This window comes from Lysinibacillus capsici, assembly GCF_003367505.1.
Lineage (GTDB): Bacteria > Bacillota > Bacilli > Bacillales_A > Planococcaceae > Lysinibacillus > Lysinibacillus capsici.
Genome location: NZ_PXXX01000018.1, coordinates 105,084 through 120,943 on the forward strand (window position 1 = coordinate 105,084; position 15,860 = coordinate 120,943).

The window sequence follows — 15,860 nt, forward strand, 5'->3', positions numbered from 1 at the left end:
CTGTTCTTTTATTTATAAAGAGGCAAGTAGATAAAAAACACCGTAGAGCTAGTTTCTTGAAACCTCATCGACTACCTACTCGTATAAATAATGACTGGAGGTTTCTTTATGACAACTTTTACACTTACCTATCCGAAGGGCTTTAAAAGCTTCACTGATATTCCAATCGTGAATGAACAGAACGAAACAGTATGTGTACTTCAAAAAATGGAGCGTACCTCTGCTGGTAAAGTACTGAATGCTGTCTTGCTGGTAGCTGCACAGCAAACATTACCGTACCGTTATGAGACACGAACTACTTTAGGTGCACCACTTTTTCAAGTACAATCTACCCTGTTAACAAAAGGAGTCAGCCATCAAATTGTTATGCCTGATGGCAGCTTGATACCCATTCAACGGAAAACAGTGCAATTATTAGAATCCTCTTATTCATTTACAATGGACGATTTAGAATTTCGTTTTGAAAAGGATTTTACCTCTACTGCTTATTTATATTGCAATGATGAAAAGATTGCGAGTGCAAGCTCTATTGAGACTGAGCTAGTACAGATAGGTATACAGTTTAAGCTTTTCCATGCGGATGATATGCGCTTTGTTGCACTCCTAGCAACTCTTTATCAAGCTCTCTTTGCAACAACTACATAGCTGCTTTAAACATGTCAAAGGCATCGAGCATTAAAATCTCGATGCCTTAATCCTATGATATTTTTCTACACAGCTAATTTATTTTTTCTCGTTGGGCATTTAATATGTTAATAACATAGGAAGCATTTTGTGATGCTTTTGCTTGTACAATCTTCTTGATGGCTTCTTCCATCCTTAAAGCTAACTCAAGTGCCTCATGCGTAGCGCCCTTTATCGTTGTTTGTATGGTAATGGTTGTTCGATTTTCAATAACTAAATATTCATATACGTCAAAAGCTTCTAAGCCCGCAATTAAATCTTCCATCAAAAGGTTCATATCATCCCCCATTATCTTGTTGTTATCAAGCAAGGAGGTAAACTCCCATCTTTCAAAAACTATGGGATAGTCCTTTAAGGGAGACGTTTTTAAAGCATTTTTTGCTATGGATTCCATATCTTTTTTAATTGACTGGAAATAGTCTTCTCCGCCTACAACTTGGATTACTAATTCCTTTTCTTCCGTCGTTTTAACGTCAATGCCGACATACTTTTCAAGTAGCTTATCCTTCAATCGAGCCAGACTCAACTCTTCATTTGTTATAAGCGATTGAGCCTCTTTATTTGCTTCTGACCTTTTTTCTCCTGCAAATCTATCAAATAGGACCAACATAGATATAATGACTACCAACAGTCCGATGACAAGCCCAAACCGTTTACCCATTGAATCCCTCCTGATAGGAAGGTATGTCCCCTTTTACTACAATATTCGCTTTTCTAGCTTGAAACAGCACATACTTTTCATATTAAAATGCAGTGTCCATACAGTATCTCCACTTTTCATAATGGAATTTGTATCGCTTATTTTTCCCTATATATTCCGGGATGCGAAATAAATTTGCTTTGTTTTGTCCTTTCTGTGTCATGCTTCTCAAAAAGGAGTACACTTAAGAAGTAGTAATTCTATCATTATGGAGGGTTTTAAATGGCATCAAAAGCAGCGGATATTAAAAATATACTGACATTAAATCTGCTTGTACAAATCTTAGAGGAACGTGGCATTATGACAGATAAAGAACTAAAAGAGCGCCTCACCAATACAGTAAAACTATCTTCGATGGAGAATGATTTAAAGGAAAAAGTCCTTGAAGAAATCAAACATTAATGGATTTTACCTCATCAAAAAACGACCGCTTTCTGAAAGCGGCCGTCTGAATCAAAGCTTTAAGTTTAGGATCGAATTGTTTTCAAAGCAGTTGACCATGGCACAAGCTGATCTAACATTTGATGAACTGAATCTGCTTGCACCTCTTTTGGTTTAAAGACAGAGCCGTTTTCAAAATCAGTAAATAATGATAATGCTGGATGTACTCGAACATCTGCAACTAGCAATTCTCCAAGAATTCCTCGTAGATGCTCTGCTGCACGCGCACCTCCAACAGAACCATAAGAGACGATACCAGCAGCTTTATTGTTCCATTCAACTCGTAAATAATCTAATGCATTTTTTAATGCACCTGTAATGGAGTGATTGTACTCCGCAACAATAAATACAAAGCCGTCACAAGCTGCTACTTTTTCTGACCATGCAGCTACCCCAGAAGTATCTCCACCTGGTTCCCCTAAAAATGGTAATTTAAATTCAGCGATATCAATTATTTCATATTCCGCATCACGACGTTTTTCCGCAACTTCCTTTACCCAAGCTCCAACTTGTGGGCTTACACGACCTTCTCGCGTACTTCCTAAAATAATACCGATTTTTAACATATGACGCCTCCTCTTATCATCCATTCTTGTGACTCCATCACGGTTTATCGTACGTGTTCGCCACTCGTAACCATTTTGGTCAGAAAAATATCCCTTTATTCATCACCCGTTAATTAGCTCTGAATAGTTAGAATTGAATTATCTCTAATTCAAGATTAAGGTATCATCAACCATTCTTTCCTGTCAAATATTTAATCTAGAGGGATAAAGAGGATTATTTTGTTTTAATGGGCTGCTCCAATGCCTCTAATTCCTCTTCAATAGAGGCGTATTGTCTTTCCACAACATACTTGGCATCTGACAAGGCAGCATTATAAATATAGGGGGCAATATGCTCTTTGATAAAATCTAACATACGTTCAGCTTCAAATTCACTAATGTCTTCATCACGCTGATTATAAAAAAAACGTTGAATATCAGCAAGAATCATTTCCTGCTGATCTTTAGATAAACGAATAAACAAGACAACTCTCTCCACTTCTGTTAATCAATTTTCTCTACATCTTATCACTGTTCATAGATTCCTTGCATTCAAAAAGGCTGAAACACTAGTACTGCTAGCGTTCAGCCCCATCTCATTGTTTACATTCAAATGAGTAGCTAGTGGATAAAAAGTTTTTCTCCTTTGCTACAATTGCTTGTCCACCATCATCTTCACATTGCTGTGTCATTGCATCGATTTTCTTATCATTGACCATATTGGTCATCACCGTCATACCAATACCAAAAACAACGATGAATAAACCAATCATGATCCATAGCTTGCCTGCTTTATTACCAGCTGGTCTTTCATTAGCCATATTAGTTCCCTCACTTATACAAATAAAAATGGTTCTGTATGGATCGTTGATTGGATGAATTCAACCAAATATTTTTTATCCTCACATAGTTCAGCCATTTTTTTTGCTACTCCTGCAATCATTACCTTTTCTACATGATGACCAGGATCTACTATTTGCAGATCAATGGCTTGTGCGTCCTGAGCTGTATGGAAGTACATATCGCCTGTTAAGAAAACATCAGCTCCTGCACGTTTTGCCGCATAGATATATTTATTACCATCTCCACCAACAAGCGCAACCTTGCTGACCTTCGATTGTAAATCACCCACTACACGCACAGCTGGCACATCTAGTTGCTGTTTAACGAATTCAGCAAATTGTTGTAACGTCATGTCCTTTGTTAAGTAACCTACACGCCCTAATCCCATCACATTTGTTTGCTGCTCAAGACGTATCACATCATAGGCAGGCTCCTCATAAGGATGACTAGTAAGCATGGCCTTTAACACGCGGCCTTTAATGGATTCAGGAAAAACAACTTCTACCTTTACTTCTTCCTCCACATGTAATTCACCAACAGAGCCAACGAACGGATTAGCTCCTGCTAATGCACGGAACCGACCTTCTCCAGTCGTTGTATAACTACATGCTTCATAGTCGCCAATACGACCCGCCCCAGCTTTTGCAAGCGCCTCACGTAATGCTTGGGCATTAGCAGTTGGTATAAAGACTGCCAGCTTCAACAAATTCTCAGCATACGTTTCTTCTAATATTGACCGGTTTTTTAGCTGTAGGGCATCTGCTAATAAATCATTTACCCCACCTTCGGCTACATCTAAATTTGTATGAGCGGCATATACAGCAATATCGTGTTTAATGAGCTTTTCATATAAGCGCCCTGCTGGATGATCTGTGCGGATATTCGCTAGGCGTCTAAAGATTGGTGGATGATGTGCGATAATCAGCTCACAGCCTTTTTCTATTGCCTCATTTGCCACGGCTTCATTGACATCTAACGTCACCAAAACTTTACTTACAGGTTTGTTGAGGGTCCCTATCGCTAGTCCAATTGGATCATTGTCCATACAAGCTAGTTTTTTGGGCGACCATGCTTCGAACACTTGAATAACTTCTTGGCCATTTACCGTTTTCATCTTACAAAACTCCTTCTACTAAATGTATCAGAGCCGTTAACTCTGCACGCTTTTCTTCAATTTCAGGTGTTTGTTCTGCTCCTTCAATGGATTGTAGTACACGTTGCCAATTGTCTTTTTCACGCAACCATTTTTTCGTAAATGCTGGTGATTTACGCAGGCTTAGCTTAGGTCCAAACAAAATCTCTGCTGTAGAGAGCTCCATTTGCCCTCTTTGTAACACAAGGATTTCATAGATTTTATCATCTTCCTCTAAAATCTCTTCATCAAGAATCGCCCATTGATGTGCTAAAGCCCACTCACGGATAACCTTGGCGTGAATATTTGGCTGTAGGATTAGACGTGTGACACCTTGAAGCTTTTCTGGATGCTTCTCTAGAATGGAAACAATTAATGGTCCACCCATGCCAGCTATTGTCACCGTATCCACATGGTCAGCTTCTTCTATCGCTGCTAAACCGTCTGCAAGGCGTACTGTAATTTTTTCAGTTAAGTTTTCCTTCTGTACTTGTCCTACCGCCGATTCATAGGGTCCTTTTACAACTTCCCCTGCTATGGCATATGAGGCAGTCCCTTTGTGAATTAAATAGCATGGTAGATAGGCATGGTCACTACCAATATCCGCCATGACTGCTCCTGTAGGAACAAATTTCGCTACTGCTTCTAATCGCTTTGAAAGTTTTTGTGCGTTCATTTTTATACCGCCTATCTTCAATAGAGTCCATTAATAGTATGGATGATGTCGTGAAAAAAAACAAATGGAGTTGTCTCACATTTCTATGTGGACAACCCCATCTTCATGATGCTTAAATCTAAAAAGTAGCTGTACTATTTCAGTACAGCTACTTGTCAGTTTTACTATTCTAAAGTAGAAATGTATTCAGCGATTGCTTTTGCTTCCTCTTCAGTTTTCATGTTTGGTTGCATTGGAGTACCTTCGATACCCTTTGTTAAAACTTCTACGATATGTGCTTCATCTAAGCCATGTAGATTTGGACCCATACTACCAGTTAAGTCACCACCATGACAACCGATACAAGATTGTACTAGTGCTGAACCATCAGCTTCTGCATCTGTTGTTTCTGTAGTAGTTTCGCCACCACCCTCATGTTCAGCAGCAATTTCTTTCTTGTTATCTGCACCTTGTAAAGACATGAAGAAAATAAGACCAATACCAAATGCCAGAATTAAGATGTAAGGAACGACTGGATTGTTTTTCATAAGTTTCCCCTCCTCATTTTAAGTCTACTTCTATTATAATATAGAATCAGTCAACATCTAATATTGTACTTCATTAACAAAGAAACGAAAAGCCCTATTCGCTAAGTTTTCCTTTGTTTGTAACAAATTCGACATTTCTGTATCTATTGGATAAAATATGTCTTGCCAACATCCAAAATTGGTCAAATTTATCCTTTTATACAATTTCTTTTTCATTATATTTATGCTGTTATCATACCCTTTTCACTCATTGATATACCCAAAATTAAAAAATCTGTACGTTTTTAATTAGCGTACAGATTTTGAATCTGCTGAGGTAAAAACTTTAACATGATACTGACCCTATTATAGATAAATTGTCACAAATTATGGTTTTATATAAACACTAAAGATCAATTAAGTTTCTAACCTGATTTAGTAGATGGAGTTCCTTGTACATCGATAGAAATACCATTTGCTAAATCAGGATAAATTTATGATATAGTACCCAACTAGTGCTATTAATCCTAAAGCACCTGAGACTGTGAAATATAGAAGTTTCATTTTAATACCTGACAAAAGCCAAATGACACAATTTGCTGCAATCAAGCAAAATAAAACCGTATTATTTCCACTAAAATATGTAGTACAAATGCGGATCGACATACTAAATAACAGGATGGCCGCTAGTACATGAAAAATGGGAGCTAGTAGATGTTTTTTTCGAGCCATTTGCCACGCAGCAATAAATAAGATGCATGCACCTACTCCCACGATTACTGTAAAAATCAATGTTAAAGATTGCATTGTAAAATAGAGTGCCAAAACAGCCATTATGGCGATACATAGACCCACTACCAATAGGATCATTTTTCTTTTTTCTGATGGCAAGACCGCTTGTTTAGGATGTTGCACTGGTTCTAACTCCTCTATGTCAGCCCCCTCCGTATAAAGAGCTGCTAAAAAGTCACAATAGTGCTCAGGTAAAAGTTTATTTTGCTTCCAAAACAAAATTTCATTAAGGATTATTTTTTTGCGAGGATTTGTCATAGTGTTAGCTCCAAACATTGCTTAATAATGGTTGTATTACAATTTTATCTCACACTATTTGAAAACACATCTGTATAAAGTCGCAAATCTAGCATTTCCCTCATTCTAATTATCTATGATTGCCTAACATCGATAGGTGAATAGCAGGGCTAATTTCTTTTTGTTGACTTTTCAATTCTATAAAAAAGGAGCTATACCAATTAGTCATTTTCTCACTACTTGGATAGCTCCAGCTATTTTAAATTTTATTCTAAGAAGTCTTTTAAACGTTTACTACGAGAAGGATGGCGTAATTTTCTTAGTGCTTTCGCCTCGATTTGACGAATACGTTCACGCGTTACGCCAAAGACTTTCCCAACCTCTTCTAATGTACGTGTGCGACCATCGTCTAACCCAAAACGTAAACGAAGTACGTTTTCCTCACGGTCTGTTAACGTATCTAGTACATCTTCTAATTGTTCTTTTAACAGTTCATAGGCTGCATGGTCGGAAGGAGATTGTGCTTCTGAATCCTCGATAAAGTCTCCTAAATGGGAATCATCTTCTTCTCCAATTGGTGTTTCAAGAGATACTGGTTCTTGTGCAATTTTTAAAATTTCACGTACTTTTTCAGGTGTTAAATCCATTTCTTCTCCAATTTCCTCTGGAGAAGGCTCACGACCTAAATCTTGTAAAAGTTGACGTTGTACACGTATTAATTTATTAATGGTTTCGACCATATGAACAGGAATACGAATCGTACGCGCTTGGTCAGCGATTGCGCGTGTAATCGCCTGACGAATCCACCATGTAGCGTAAGTCGAGAACTTAAATCCTTTACGATAATCGAATTTTTCAACAGCCTTAATAAGACCCATATTTCCTTCTTGAATTAAATCAAGGAATAGCATTCCACGACCAACATAGCGTTTTGCAATCGATACAACTAGACGTAAGTTCGCTTCCGCAAGGCGTTTACGCGCTTCCTCGTCCCCTTGCTCAATACGTTCAGCAAGTGCAATTTCTTGCTCAGCAGATAATAAATCTACTCGGCCGATTTCTTTTAAATACATACGTACAGGGTCATTGATTTTAACACCTGGTGGCACACTCAAATCATTTAAGTCGAAAGTTTCTTCGTTCGCTTCTTCTTTCATTAGACTTTCTTCTTCAAATTCTTCTTTTCCAATGATTTGAATATCTTTATGCTTTTCAAGATCCTCAGCAAAATGGAAAATTTCTTCGTTTTCCAATTCATAAGGTGTTAGTTTCTCTGAAATTTCTTTCATTGAAATTTCACCCTCTGTTTTTGCTTTTTCTTGTAGGAATTTTTTTGCATCATCTAATGTAATTTCTACTTCTATCTCTTTTGAACGTTCTGACTTGTCCGCCATAAACCTTCCTCCTTCTAAACAACCGAATCGGGTTAAATCGCCGATAACGATTTTCTTAAATGAATAATCTGTTGGGCGATTTCAAGTGCACGTGCATACTCATGCATCTTCTCCGCTTCCTTTGACTCATGCATCTTTTGATAAATTTCTTGCTCAATTCTATATTTTTGAAGCTGACGGATAGAGTCCATAACCTCTGCCTCTGCTTGATCTGGATCTCGCTCAACTAAAGCCGCTTCCATGACAATTTTTCGTAATTCAGCGTCATCCAAAATTTCCACAAAACGTTGATAATCAGGATGACCATACTCCTCATAAAATCCAACTAAGCGAACAAAAACTGCCATATAGGCATCTCGTACAAATGGCTCTTTTTGCTCACTACGTAATACCCTGTCCACTACATCTATATTATGAAGCATATGAGCCAGTAATAAACGTTCGGCACGTTCGGCTGCGTCCATAGGCTTTTGTTGTTGCGTGACTGGCATTGAAGGTATCTGTGTAGGCATTTCTACTTTAGCAGAACGTACCTGATTAGCCTCCAGTTTTCGGAATTGGGCATAAATGGCTTCTTCCGAGATGTTTGTTTCATTTGATAGCTGTCGTATATACAAATCTCGTTCAACTGGTGAAGATCTTCCCACTAGCTGCTCAAGAACTTCTTGAATATATTGAAGCGTATCATTTTCAAATTGAAAGTTCTTATTGCGTCTAGCATGCATCATCATAAAAGCAATATACGCATGAGGTTTTTCCAAAATTTGTTCCTTAAATGCTTGTCCACCTAAAGTGTGAATGTATTCATCAGGATCTAATTTTTCTGGCAACACGGCAATATCAACTTTCATTCGCTCTGTATGCAGTAGCTGCGCCGCTCGTTTCGCTGCATCAAATCCAGCATTATCACCATCATAGCAAATCGTAATTTGCTCTACTAAGCGCTTTAGCTTTGTGATATGCTGATTTGTTAACGAAGTACCCATTGTCGCAACAACATTCATGACACCTACAGAGTTGGCTGCTAAAACGTCCATAAATCCTTCCATCAATACTACTTGACGATTTTTTCTGATAGAAGTTCGTGCTTTATCTAGGTTATACAGCACTTCACTTTTTTGGAAAATTGGTGATTCTGGACTATTTAAATATTTTGCTTCCTCACCATTGGATGAAAGGATACGTCCTGAGAAGGCAATAATTTTACCATTCTCATCTCGAATAGGAAACATGATACGTCCTCTAAAACGATCAAAATAACGCTCTTCTCCCTCTCTTTTGATGATTAAGCCACTTTCGGCAATTTCTTGTAAGTTATAACCTTTTCTTTCAAGCAATATTGTTAATGCATCAAAGCTTGGGAGAGACCAACCAATGTTATTAGATTCGATAAGTTCCCTTGTAAATCCTCTTTCTAGCAAATAATTTAAAGGTTCTTCACCATCTTCTGTATTCAACAGTAAATGATGAAAAAAATCTGCTGCAAAAGCGTGTGCTTCTTTCATCCTTTCTTCCGCTTTAGATATCTTTTTCGTTCCTCCAGGGAAACTTGGCTCAACATCTAAGTGTATGCCAACACGTTCCCCAAGTTTCACAACTGCATCAGGAAAAGAAATGCCTTCAATATCCATTACAAAAGTAATGGCATTGCCCCCTGCACCACAACCAAAGCAATGAAAAATTTGCTTGTCTGTAGATACAGAAAAAGACGGTGTTTGCTCTCCATGAAATGGACAGAGACCAAACCAATTTCGCCCACGCTTAGTAAGCTGCATGTATTCACTAATAACATCAACGATATCTGATTGTGTGCGAATCTGCTCAATTACTTCTTCTGGAATCTTCCCTGCCAAATCCATCACCATCTTTAATATTTGCGTTCTAGAAACACAATTCGCTATTCGTTTTAAAATTCCTTTATTTCTCGACAAAAAATTAGGATTTTTCTCTTATAAATATTTTTACCACAATTTTATTATTATAAAACAAAAATTAGTTTTTATCTATACCATTTTCAAAATCCACTCAAAAAAACCGCCTCTGCTAACCGAGGTGGTTTAAAATTCTATCCTTATTTACAGGTCAAAATATGTTCGATAATCGTATTTGCTGTCTCTTCAACAGCTTTATTTGTCACATCGATAACTTGACAACCTATTCTACCGACAATTTTTTCAAAATGCTGAATCTCATCAAGAATTCTTTCATGCTGTGCATAGATAGCATCATCATTCAAGCCGAGAGACATTAATCTTTCTTTCCGAATTGAGTTTAACTTCTCAGGGGAAATAATCAATCCAAAGCATTTTTTAGGGTCTATCTGTAATAGCTCTTCTGGTGGTTCTACCTCTGGCACTAAAGGTACATTCGCCACTTTATATTTTTTATGGGCTAAATATTGTGATAGTGGTGTTTTAGAAGTTCGTGATACACCAACTAGTACAATATCAGCCTGTAATAATCCTCTTGGATCTCTACCATCATCATATTTTACCGCAAATTCAATCGCTTCAATTTTTTTGAAATAATCATCATCCAGCAGATGAACAATACCAGGCGTTTCTAATGGATTTTCTTCCATAAAAGCTGCCATTGATTGTAAGGCTGGCCCTAAGATATCCACAGCCTGAATTTTTTCTTGTTCACATAAATCATGTAATAATTTACGCATTTCTTGGCGAACAAGTGTATAAACAATAAACGCTCGCTGTTGCGAAGCAAGAAAAACAATTTTACGGATAAGCTCCTCTGATTGAATATGTGGAAATCGACGAATCACAGTATTTTCAAGACCCGGTCGGAACTGGCTAATAACCGCTTTTGCAACTTGATCACCAGTTTCACCGACAGAATCAGATACAACAAATACGCGTAGTCTTTTCATGCAGCTCTCCTTCATTTAGACATTTTGTGCAAGAGATAAGAAAGCCCGTGTAATCGTTGTTTTTGTAAGACGACCAACAATCGTTAAACCACCCTCTTGCGGTTCAACTACTGGTAGTGAATCAACCTCACGTTCAATAAGTTTGTTCGCTGCAACAATTAAAGAATCTGATCTTTCACAGTACGAAATATTTGGCATACGCGTCATAATAATATGTACTGGAATTTTATTTAAATCCTGCGTGCCAATACTTGTACGCAGTAAATCTTTGCGAGATAGTACGCCTGTCAAAAACTCATTCTTATCTACGACAAAGAGTGTACCAACATCTTCTGAAAACATAAAGCAAATTGCATCATAAACCGTCATTGTTTCAGGGACAACTACTGGCCCTGAATGAAAATCCTTCACTTTTAAATTGTGAATACTATCTATTAATGTAACAGATGCCTTCTTACCTGAATAAAAATAACCAACCCTTGGTCTTGCATCCAGAAATCCTGCCATTGTTAGGATTGCTAAATCCGGTCTTAGAGTTGCTCTTGTCAGATTGAGACGTTCGGCAATATGTTCCCCCGTAATAGGGCCATTTTCTTTCACAATTTGTAATATGTCTTCCTGACGTTTATTGAGTTCGATTGGACTCACCGCCTCAAATCTAATAGTGTTATACTTATGCTCAATTATTATATACTATTTTAATAATTATTGCGAATTAAAGAACTACATGCTACAATATTGACACATACGCTTGCTCTATCAGTATTTTCGAGCAAATTGCGTTATACAGGCGATGATGGGAAAAAAGTATCTGTTCCATTCTATAGCGAGTAGAAGATGGTGAAAGTCTACACAGCAACAGAGAAAAGGCACTCCCTGAGCTAACTTTTTGAAAAGAGGTTTTAAACTACTCGTTTAAAACAATCAGGGTGGAACCGCGGGTATTAGCACTCGTCCCTGGGCATACAATGTGCCCGGAGACGGGTGCTATTTTCATTTAGTTGCAACTGAATGAAAAAACTATGGCGTTTTTACCGCTAAAACAACGTATTAAAAATTTAAAGGAGGCTATTTTATGGCTAACAAATCAATGGAAACCATCGTATCTTTAGCGAAGCATCGAGGCTTTGTCTTCCCTGGTTCTGAAATCTACGGAGGTTTAGCAAACACATGGGATTATGGTCCACTAGGTGTCGAATTAAAAAATAATATTAAAAAAGCATGGTGGCAAAAGTTTGTTCAGGAATCTGAATACAATGTAGGTATTGATGCTGCTATTTTGATGAATCCAAAAGCTTGGGTTGCTTCTGGTCACGTAGGAAACTTCAATGACCCAATGATCGACTGTAAATCATGTAAGGCCCGCCACCGTGCAGATAAAATTATCGAAGACGCTGCATTAGCGAAAGGCGATGAAATCATTGTTGATGGTATGACATTCGACCAAATGAAAGAAACAATGATTAAATATGACGTAGTATGCCCTGATTGCGGAAAGGCTGATTTCACAGATATTCGCCAATTCAACCTCATGTTTAAAACATTCCAAGGTGTAACGGAATCCTCTACAAATGAAATTTATTTACGCCCAGAAACGGCACAAGGTATTTTCGTGAACTTTAAAAACGTTCAACGTTCTATGCGTAAACGTACACCATTTGGTATCGCACAAATCGGTAAATCTTTCCGTAACGAAATTACACCGGGTAACTTCACATTCCGTACACGTGAATTCGAACAAATGGAGCTTGAATTCTTCTGTAAACCTGGTGAAGACCTTGAATGGCATTCATATTGGAAAGAATTCTGTAAAAATTGGTTACTAAACCTAGGCATGAAAGAAGATTCGATGCGCCTTCGTGACCATGAGGATGATGAGCTATCTCACTACTCTAACGCTACAACAGATATCGAATTCAAATTCCCATTTGGCTGGGGAGAGCTTTGGGGTGTAGCAGATCGTACAGATTACGACTTAACACAACATATGGAGCACTCTGGTGAAGATTTCACTTACATTGATCCTGTATCAAATGAACGTTATGTTCCTTATTGTATTGAACCATCATTAGGCGCTGATCGTGTAACATTAGCTTTCCTGTGTGATGCCTATGATGAAGAGGAACTAGAAGGTGATGATAAACGTACGGTTTTACGTTTCCACCCTGCTCTGGCTCCATTTAAAGCTGCTGTGCTACCACTTTCTAAAAAATTATCTGATGAAGCTACAGATGTTTGGGCTGAACTGCGTAAAGCCTTCCCTGTTGATTTTGATGAATCACAATCAATTGGTAAACGTTACCGTCGTCAAGATGAAATTGGTACACCATTCTGTATCACATATGATTTTGATTCAAAAGAGGATGGCCAAGTAACAGTACGTCATCGTGACTCTATGACACAAGTTCGTATGCCTATTGCTGAAGTAAAAGCATATATTGAAAAACACCTACAATTCTAATCACTTAAAAAAGAGGGGGTAGCCAGCAGGCAACTCCCTCTTTCTTATGCTTTAAATGTTGAAAATAAGCGCTCTTGCATTTTTTCCTCGAATGAAAACTTTTTCATGCTCAAACCTATTAAGCTCACTAATAGCTCCTCAATATCCGCTAGTGAGTAATAAAGGAATGTACCTTCTCGCATTGGACGAACCCGTTTGTCAAAAGTTAGTTCATCTTCAATAAAGTAAGCGACATTAACATCACAATGTTCCATCAATTGTGTAATACGTTGATCATCACCTGGGTTTATAAAGAATGGCACAATTTTATCAATATACAAAATACTTTGAACAAGCTTAATGAAGAAATTTTCACGCAACGATGTCTCCACAACTAATATGGTCGTTTGCTCATGTTGATAATCCATATATAAAACGTTTAATTGCTCCTCTAGTAGCGTTTTTAAAATACCAATAGAATTGCGATACTTTGTCATATCCGTTTGGATTTCCCTTGTTAGTAAACGTAAAATACGAAAGGCTGGCAGAAAAATTTTTAAGACAATTTCTTTAGGATGTAAATGGTCAATTAATTTATTAAAATGAATTCTCAGATTATTTTCGTCACAGCGGATTAATTGCTCTACAAATAAGTTGAAAATCTCTTCAAAGCTATTTGCTCGATAGTCGATCATTTTCGTAATTCTCACACTATAGTTCAAAGGAAGATTCATTGATTTTTGCTCATCTAACAATCTTACTTTTGGTAATGTTGGAAATAAATCATAAACAAGTTCTACTTGTGCACTGCGATTATCGGATAACATAACAACAGAGTTTACTGGGTAAATCCCTAAACATTCTACAAATTTATGCATAAAGCTCTCATTATATAAATGTCGATCTCTGTATAAGACAGCTAAAGCATCTGTAGCACCATAGCCAACATGATAGACTCTCTTGGATGTCATCGCTGAATATACATCAACAATTTGTAATAATTGTACACCCTCACTCATATCATCCGCACAAAGTTGATTTGGATAGCCCTTTCCTGCAAAACGTTCATGATGATCTCTTGCCAAATAGGCAATGTCTTCCTCGTTATGTTCCATGAGTAGCTCGTAGCCTTTTGTTGTGTGCGTCTTTACAATATCGAACTCATCTTCAGAGAGTTTACGTTTCAGATTTAATATTTCTTGGGGTATAAAAACCTTCCCGATATCATGGAACAGGTAGCCCCTAGCTAATGTTTCAATATCTGTTAAACCTAGGTATCTAGCAAAAATTGTACCTAATACAAACACATCAAATGAATGGACAAATGAATACTCGTCCCATTCCTTTAAACGCATAAGTAGCTCATAGCGATGTTTTTTTTCCAAAATCTTTTCAAAAACACCTCTTACATAAGCCGTATCCTGTATGCTTTTAAGAATTTGTCCATAGCGTAATTCGTGCACGACATTCTCCAACGTTGTCATAAAAAGCTGACTAACTGTCTCTTTATAATCATCCACAGGATCTCTTTTTTCAATTAATGGGGCAAATAGATCTTCATATTCTCTTGTTCGTTGAGCACTTAAATCATGGACAACTCGAACTGAATCAGATGGCAAATAGACAGATAATTCATCTACTTTACGAAGTTTAAGTAAGGCAATAATTCGCTCCGTTAAAACTAAATCCTTTTTAGCCAATAAACGATACTCTGAAAAAATATCTTCTGCTAATATATCATTTGCTTCAACTTCATGAATACTTAAGGTTACTTTTCGTAGCATATATTTTGCCACATACGCAATGTACTAAGCACTATGTGACTCCCTCCTTCTTCCATAGGACTGCGCTATTCTGATAAACGTATAACAATACGTTTTGCTGATAGAGGCTTTTATATTTCATAGGCATGTCTAAAGTGATCTAGCGTACATCAGTTTCGATGGAGATTAAACGACTTAATTATATTTAAAAAATATAATTACCATTATCTATACCATTTACAATATCATAGGTTAAAATGCCTTTTCAACTAGTATATGGGTCTCGAATGAACAGTTTCTACCACTTATATAATGAAAACTAAACAAAAATACAAATCTTTTTACCTATTAAAATACTTATAAATATATAGATAAATAAAAATATAGATAAATAAGACTTCATATTATTCATTTAAAGACAGAAAAATAACAAATAAAATTAAATTTACGCAAAAATTTTATTTTGTAAAAATTGAAATTTATTCATTAAAAAGAAAGGTAATCTAGTTGCATCCTCCTATACAATCAAAGGTATTTCTTTTTATTTAAAAGATAAAATGAAGCGAGTTCTGCGCTATGCAAGTTAATTAGTTTTAGCTCCCCCTTTTTACATAAGGTATAATCGATTACCGAACAGTCATGATATGGATGAAATTCCCTCTATGCGTTGTTCCATCTTTTTGGTATAAATAAGTTATTATAGTTAGTATTAGCTGTTAAATAATGAATAATTGACAGGCTAAAGACACATCACCTTTTAACATTCATTCGTCCGGAAGTTTGAACTGATACATAGGAAGGTCTGACCAGAAATATATATACT

At 37.0% G+C, this 15,860-nt stretch carries 16 protein-coding genes; 3 read left to right on the top strand and 13 right to left on the bottom strand.

The genetic code is table 11. The annotated features are described in order from the left end of the window. Positions 1 to 108 precede the first annotated feature (108 nt). Entirely contained in the window at positions 109 to 645 is a 537-nt protein-coding gene (locus C7B89_RS16095) for a tubby C-terminal domain-like protein (RefSeq protein WP_048392205.1), read from the top strand. 73 nt (positions 646 to 718) lie between these two features. Here C7B89_RS16095 and C7B89_RS16100 read toward each other — a convergent pair whose 3' ends face one another. Continuing rightward, on the bottom strand, positions 719 to 1,345 hold the full coding sequence (locus C7B89_RS16100) for a hypothetical protein (RefSeq protein WP_048392204.1): 627 nt from the start codon (positions 1,343 to 1,345) through the stop codon (positions 719 to 721). Between the two features lie 261 nt (positions 1,346 to 1,606). Between C7B89_RS16100 and C7B89_RS16105 the strand changes: the two genes are divergently transcribed. Next, the gene (locus C7B89_RS16105; RefSeq protein ID WP_054550103.1) at positions 1,607 to 1,786 is read left to right on the top strand and encodes a hypothetical protein; all 180 of its coding nucleotides are present in this window, start codon (positions 1,607 to 1,609) and stop codon (positions 1,784 to 1,786) included. 65 nt (positions 1,787 to 1,851) lie between these two features. Here the strand turns inward: C7B89_RS16105 and C7B89_RS16110 are convergent, their stop codons facing one another. From C7B89_RS16110 to ccpN, 11 genes are all read right to left on the bottom strand, one after another. Further along, positions 1,852 to 2,391: an NADPH-dependent FMN reductase gene (locus tag C7B89_RS16110; protein WP_048392202.1), complete on the bottom strand. Its 540-nt coding sequence runs from the start codon at positions 2,389 to 2,391 to the stop codon at positions 1,852 to 1,854. A gap of 214 nt (positions 2,392 to 2,605) precedes the next feature. After that, complete coding sequence (locus tag C7B89_RS16115; RefSeq protein ID WP_048392201.1) at positions 2,606 to 2,854, bottom strand: DUF2164 domain-containing protein; 249 nt, start codon at positions 2,852 to 2,854, stop codon at positions 2,606 to 2,608. A 112-nt stretch (positions 2,855 to 2,966) separates the two neighbouring features. Next, the gene (locus tag C7B89_RS16120) at positions 2,967 to 3,191 is read right to left on the bottom strand and encodes a hypothetical protein (protein WP_048392200.1); all 225 of its coding nucleotides are present in this window, start codon (positions 3,189 to 3,191) and stop codon (positions 2,967 to 2,969) included. Positions 3,192 to 3,205: 14 nt separating this feature from the next. Next, the gene (locus C7B89_RS16125) at positions 3,206 to 4,327 is read right to left on the bottom strand and encodes a Nif3-like dinuclear metal center hexameric protein (protein ID WP_048392199.1); all 1,122 of its coding nucleotides are present in this window, start codon (positions 4,325 to 4,327) and stop codon (positions 3,206 to 3,208) included. A 1-nt stretch (position 4,328) separates the two neighbouring features. Continuing rightward, entirely contained in the window at positions 4,329 to 5,021 is a 693-nt protein-coding gene (locus tag C7B89_RS16130; protein WP_048392198.1) for a tRNA (adenine(22)-N(1))-methyltransferase, read from the bottom strand. A gap of 164 nt (positions 5,022 to 5,185) precedes the next feature. Further along, the gene (gene cccA, locus C7B89_RS16135) at positions 5,186 to 5,548 is read right to left on the bottom strand and encodes a cytochrome c550 (protein ID WP_016993532.1); all 363 of its coding nucleotides are present in this window, start codon (positions 5,546 to 5,548) and stop codon (positions 5,186 to 5,188) included. Between the two features lie 462 nt (positions 5,549 to 6,010). Continuing rightward, the gene (locus C7B89_RS16140) at positions 6,011 to 6,577 is read right to left on the bottom strand and encodes a hypothetical protein (protein WP_004227167.1); all 567 of its coding nucleotides are present in this window, start codon (positions 6,575 to 6,577) and stop codon (positions 6,011 to 6,013) included. 245 nt (positions 6,578 to 6,822) lie between these two features. Next, entirely contained in the window at positions 6,823 to 7,950 is a 1,128-nt protein-coding gene (gene rpoD, locus C7B89_RS16145) for an RNA polymerase sigma factor RpoD (protein ID WP_004227165.1), read from the bottom strand. Positions 7,951 to 7,982: 32 nt separating this feature from the next. Continuing rightward, entirely contained in the window at positions 7,983 to 9,815 is a 1,833-nt protein-coding gene (gene dnaG, locus C7B89_RS16150; RefSeq protein ID WP_081011013.1) for a DNA primase, read from the bottom strand. Between the two features lie 206 nt (positions 9,816 to 10,021). Next, positions 10,022 to 10,834: a pyruvate, water dikinase regulatory protein gene (locus tag C7B89_RS16155; RefSeq protein WP_004227157.1), complete on the bottom strand. Its 813-nt coding sequence runs from the start codon at positions 10,832 to 10,834 to the stop codon at positions 10,022 to 10,024. 15 nt (positions 10,835 to 10,849) lie between these two features. Next, positions 10,850 to 11,482 carry a transcriptional regulator CcpN gene (gene ccpN, locus C7B89_RS16160; RefSeq protein WP_004227151.1) on the bottom strand — a complete coding sequence of 211 codons (633 nt, stop codon included), beginning with the start codon at positions 11,480 to 11,482 and terminating at the stop codon, positions 10,850 to 10,852. A 427-nt stretch (positions 11,483 to 11,909) separates the two neighbouring features. Here ccpN and C7B89_RS16165 point away from each other — a divergent pair, with 427 nt between their 5' ends. Further along, positions 11,910 to 13,295: a glycine--tRNA ligase gene (locus C7B89_RS16165; protein ID WP_115674102.1), complete on the top strand. Its 1,386-nt coding sequence runs from the start codon at positions 11,910 to 11,912 to the stop codon at positions 13,293 to 13,295. A 44-nt stretch (positions 13,296 to 13,339) separates the two neighbouring features. Here the strand turns inward: C7B89_RS16165 and C7B89_RS16170 are convergent, their stop codons facing one another. Continuing rightward, positions 13,340 to 15,058 carry an HD-GYP domain-containing protein gene (locus tag C7B89_RS16170; RefSeq protein WP_115674175.1) on the bottom strand — a complete coding sequence of 573 codons (1,719 nt, stop codon included), beginning with the start codon at positions 15,056 to 15,058 and terminating at the stop codon, positions 13,340 to 13,342. Between the last annotated feature and the right edge of the window lie 802 nt (positions 15,059 to 15,860).

Excerpts from the sequence above, each read along its gene's own strand:
- dnaG (WP_081011013.1), bottom strand. The coding sequence starts at position 9,815 with ATGGTGATGGATTTGGCAGGGAAGATTCCAGAAGAAGTAATTGAGCAG.
- C7B89_RS16105 (WP_054550103.1), top strand. The coding sequence starts at position 1,607 with ATGGCATCAAAAGCAGCGGATATTAAAAATATACTGACATTAAATCTG.
- C7B89_RS16095 (WP_048392205.1), top strand. The coding sequence starts at position 109 with ATGACAACTTTTACACTTACCTATCCGAAGGGCTTTAAAAGCTTCACT.
- C7B89_RS16165 (WP_115674102.1), top strand. The coding sequence starts at position 11,910 with ATGGCTAACAAATCAATGGAAACCATCGTATCTTTAGCGAAGCATCGA.
- C7B89_RS16100 (WP_048392204.1), bottom strand. The coding sequence starts at position 1,345 with ATGGGTAAACGGTTTGGGCTTGTCATCGGACTGTTGGTAGTCATTATA.
- C7B89_RS16120 (WP_048392200.1), bottom strand. The coding sequence starts at position 3,191 with ATGGCTAATGAAAGACCAGCTGGTAATAAAGCAGGCAAGCTATGGATC.
- C7B89_RS16130 (WP_048392198.1), bottom strand. The coding sequence starts at position 5,021 with ATGAACGCACAAAAACTTTCAAAGCGATTAGAAGCAGTAGCGAAATTT.
- C7B89_RS16170 (WP_115674175.1), bottom strand. The coding sequence starts at position 15,058 with ATGCTACGAAAAGTAACCTTAAGTATTCATGAAGTTGAAGCAAATGAT.
- cccA (WP_016993532.1), bottom strand. The coding sequence starts at position 5,548 with ATGAAAAACAATCCAGTCGTTCCTTACATCTTAATTCTGGCATTTGGT.
- C7B89_RS16110 (WP_048392202.1), bottom strand. The coding sequence starts at position 2,391 with ATGTTAAAAATCGGTATTATTTTAGGAAGTACGCGAGAAGGTCGTGTA.
- C7B89_RS16125 (WP_048392199.1), bottom strand. The coding sequence starts at position 4,327 with ATGAAAACGGTAAATGGCCAAGAAGTTATTCAAGTGTTCGAAGCATGG.
- rpoD (WP_004227165.1), bottom strand. The coding sequence starts at position 7,950 with ATGGCGGACAAGTCAGAACGTTCAAAAGAGATAGAAGTAGAAATTACA.
- C7B89_RS16140 (WP_004227167.1), bottom strand. The coding sequence starts at position 6,577 with ATGACAAATCCTCGCAAAAAAATAATCCTTAATGAAATTTTGTTTTGG.
- C7B89_RS16155 (WP_004227157.1), bottom strand. The coding sequence starts at position 10,834 with ATGAAAAGACTACGCGTATTTGTTGTATCTGATTCTGTCGGTGAAACT.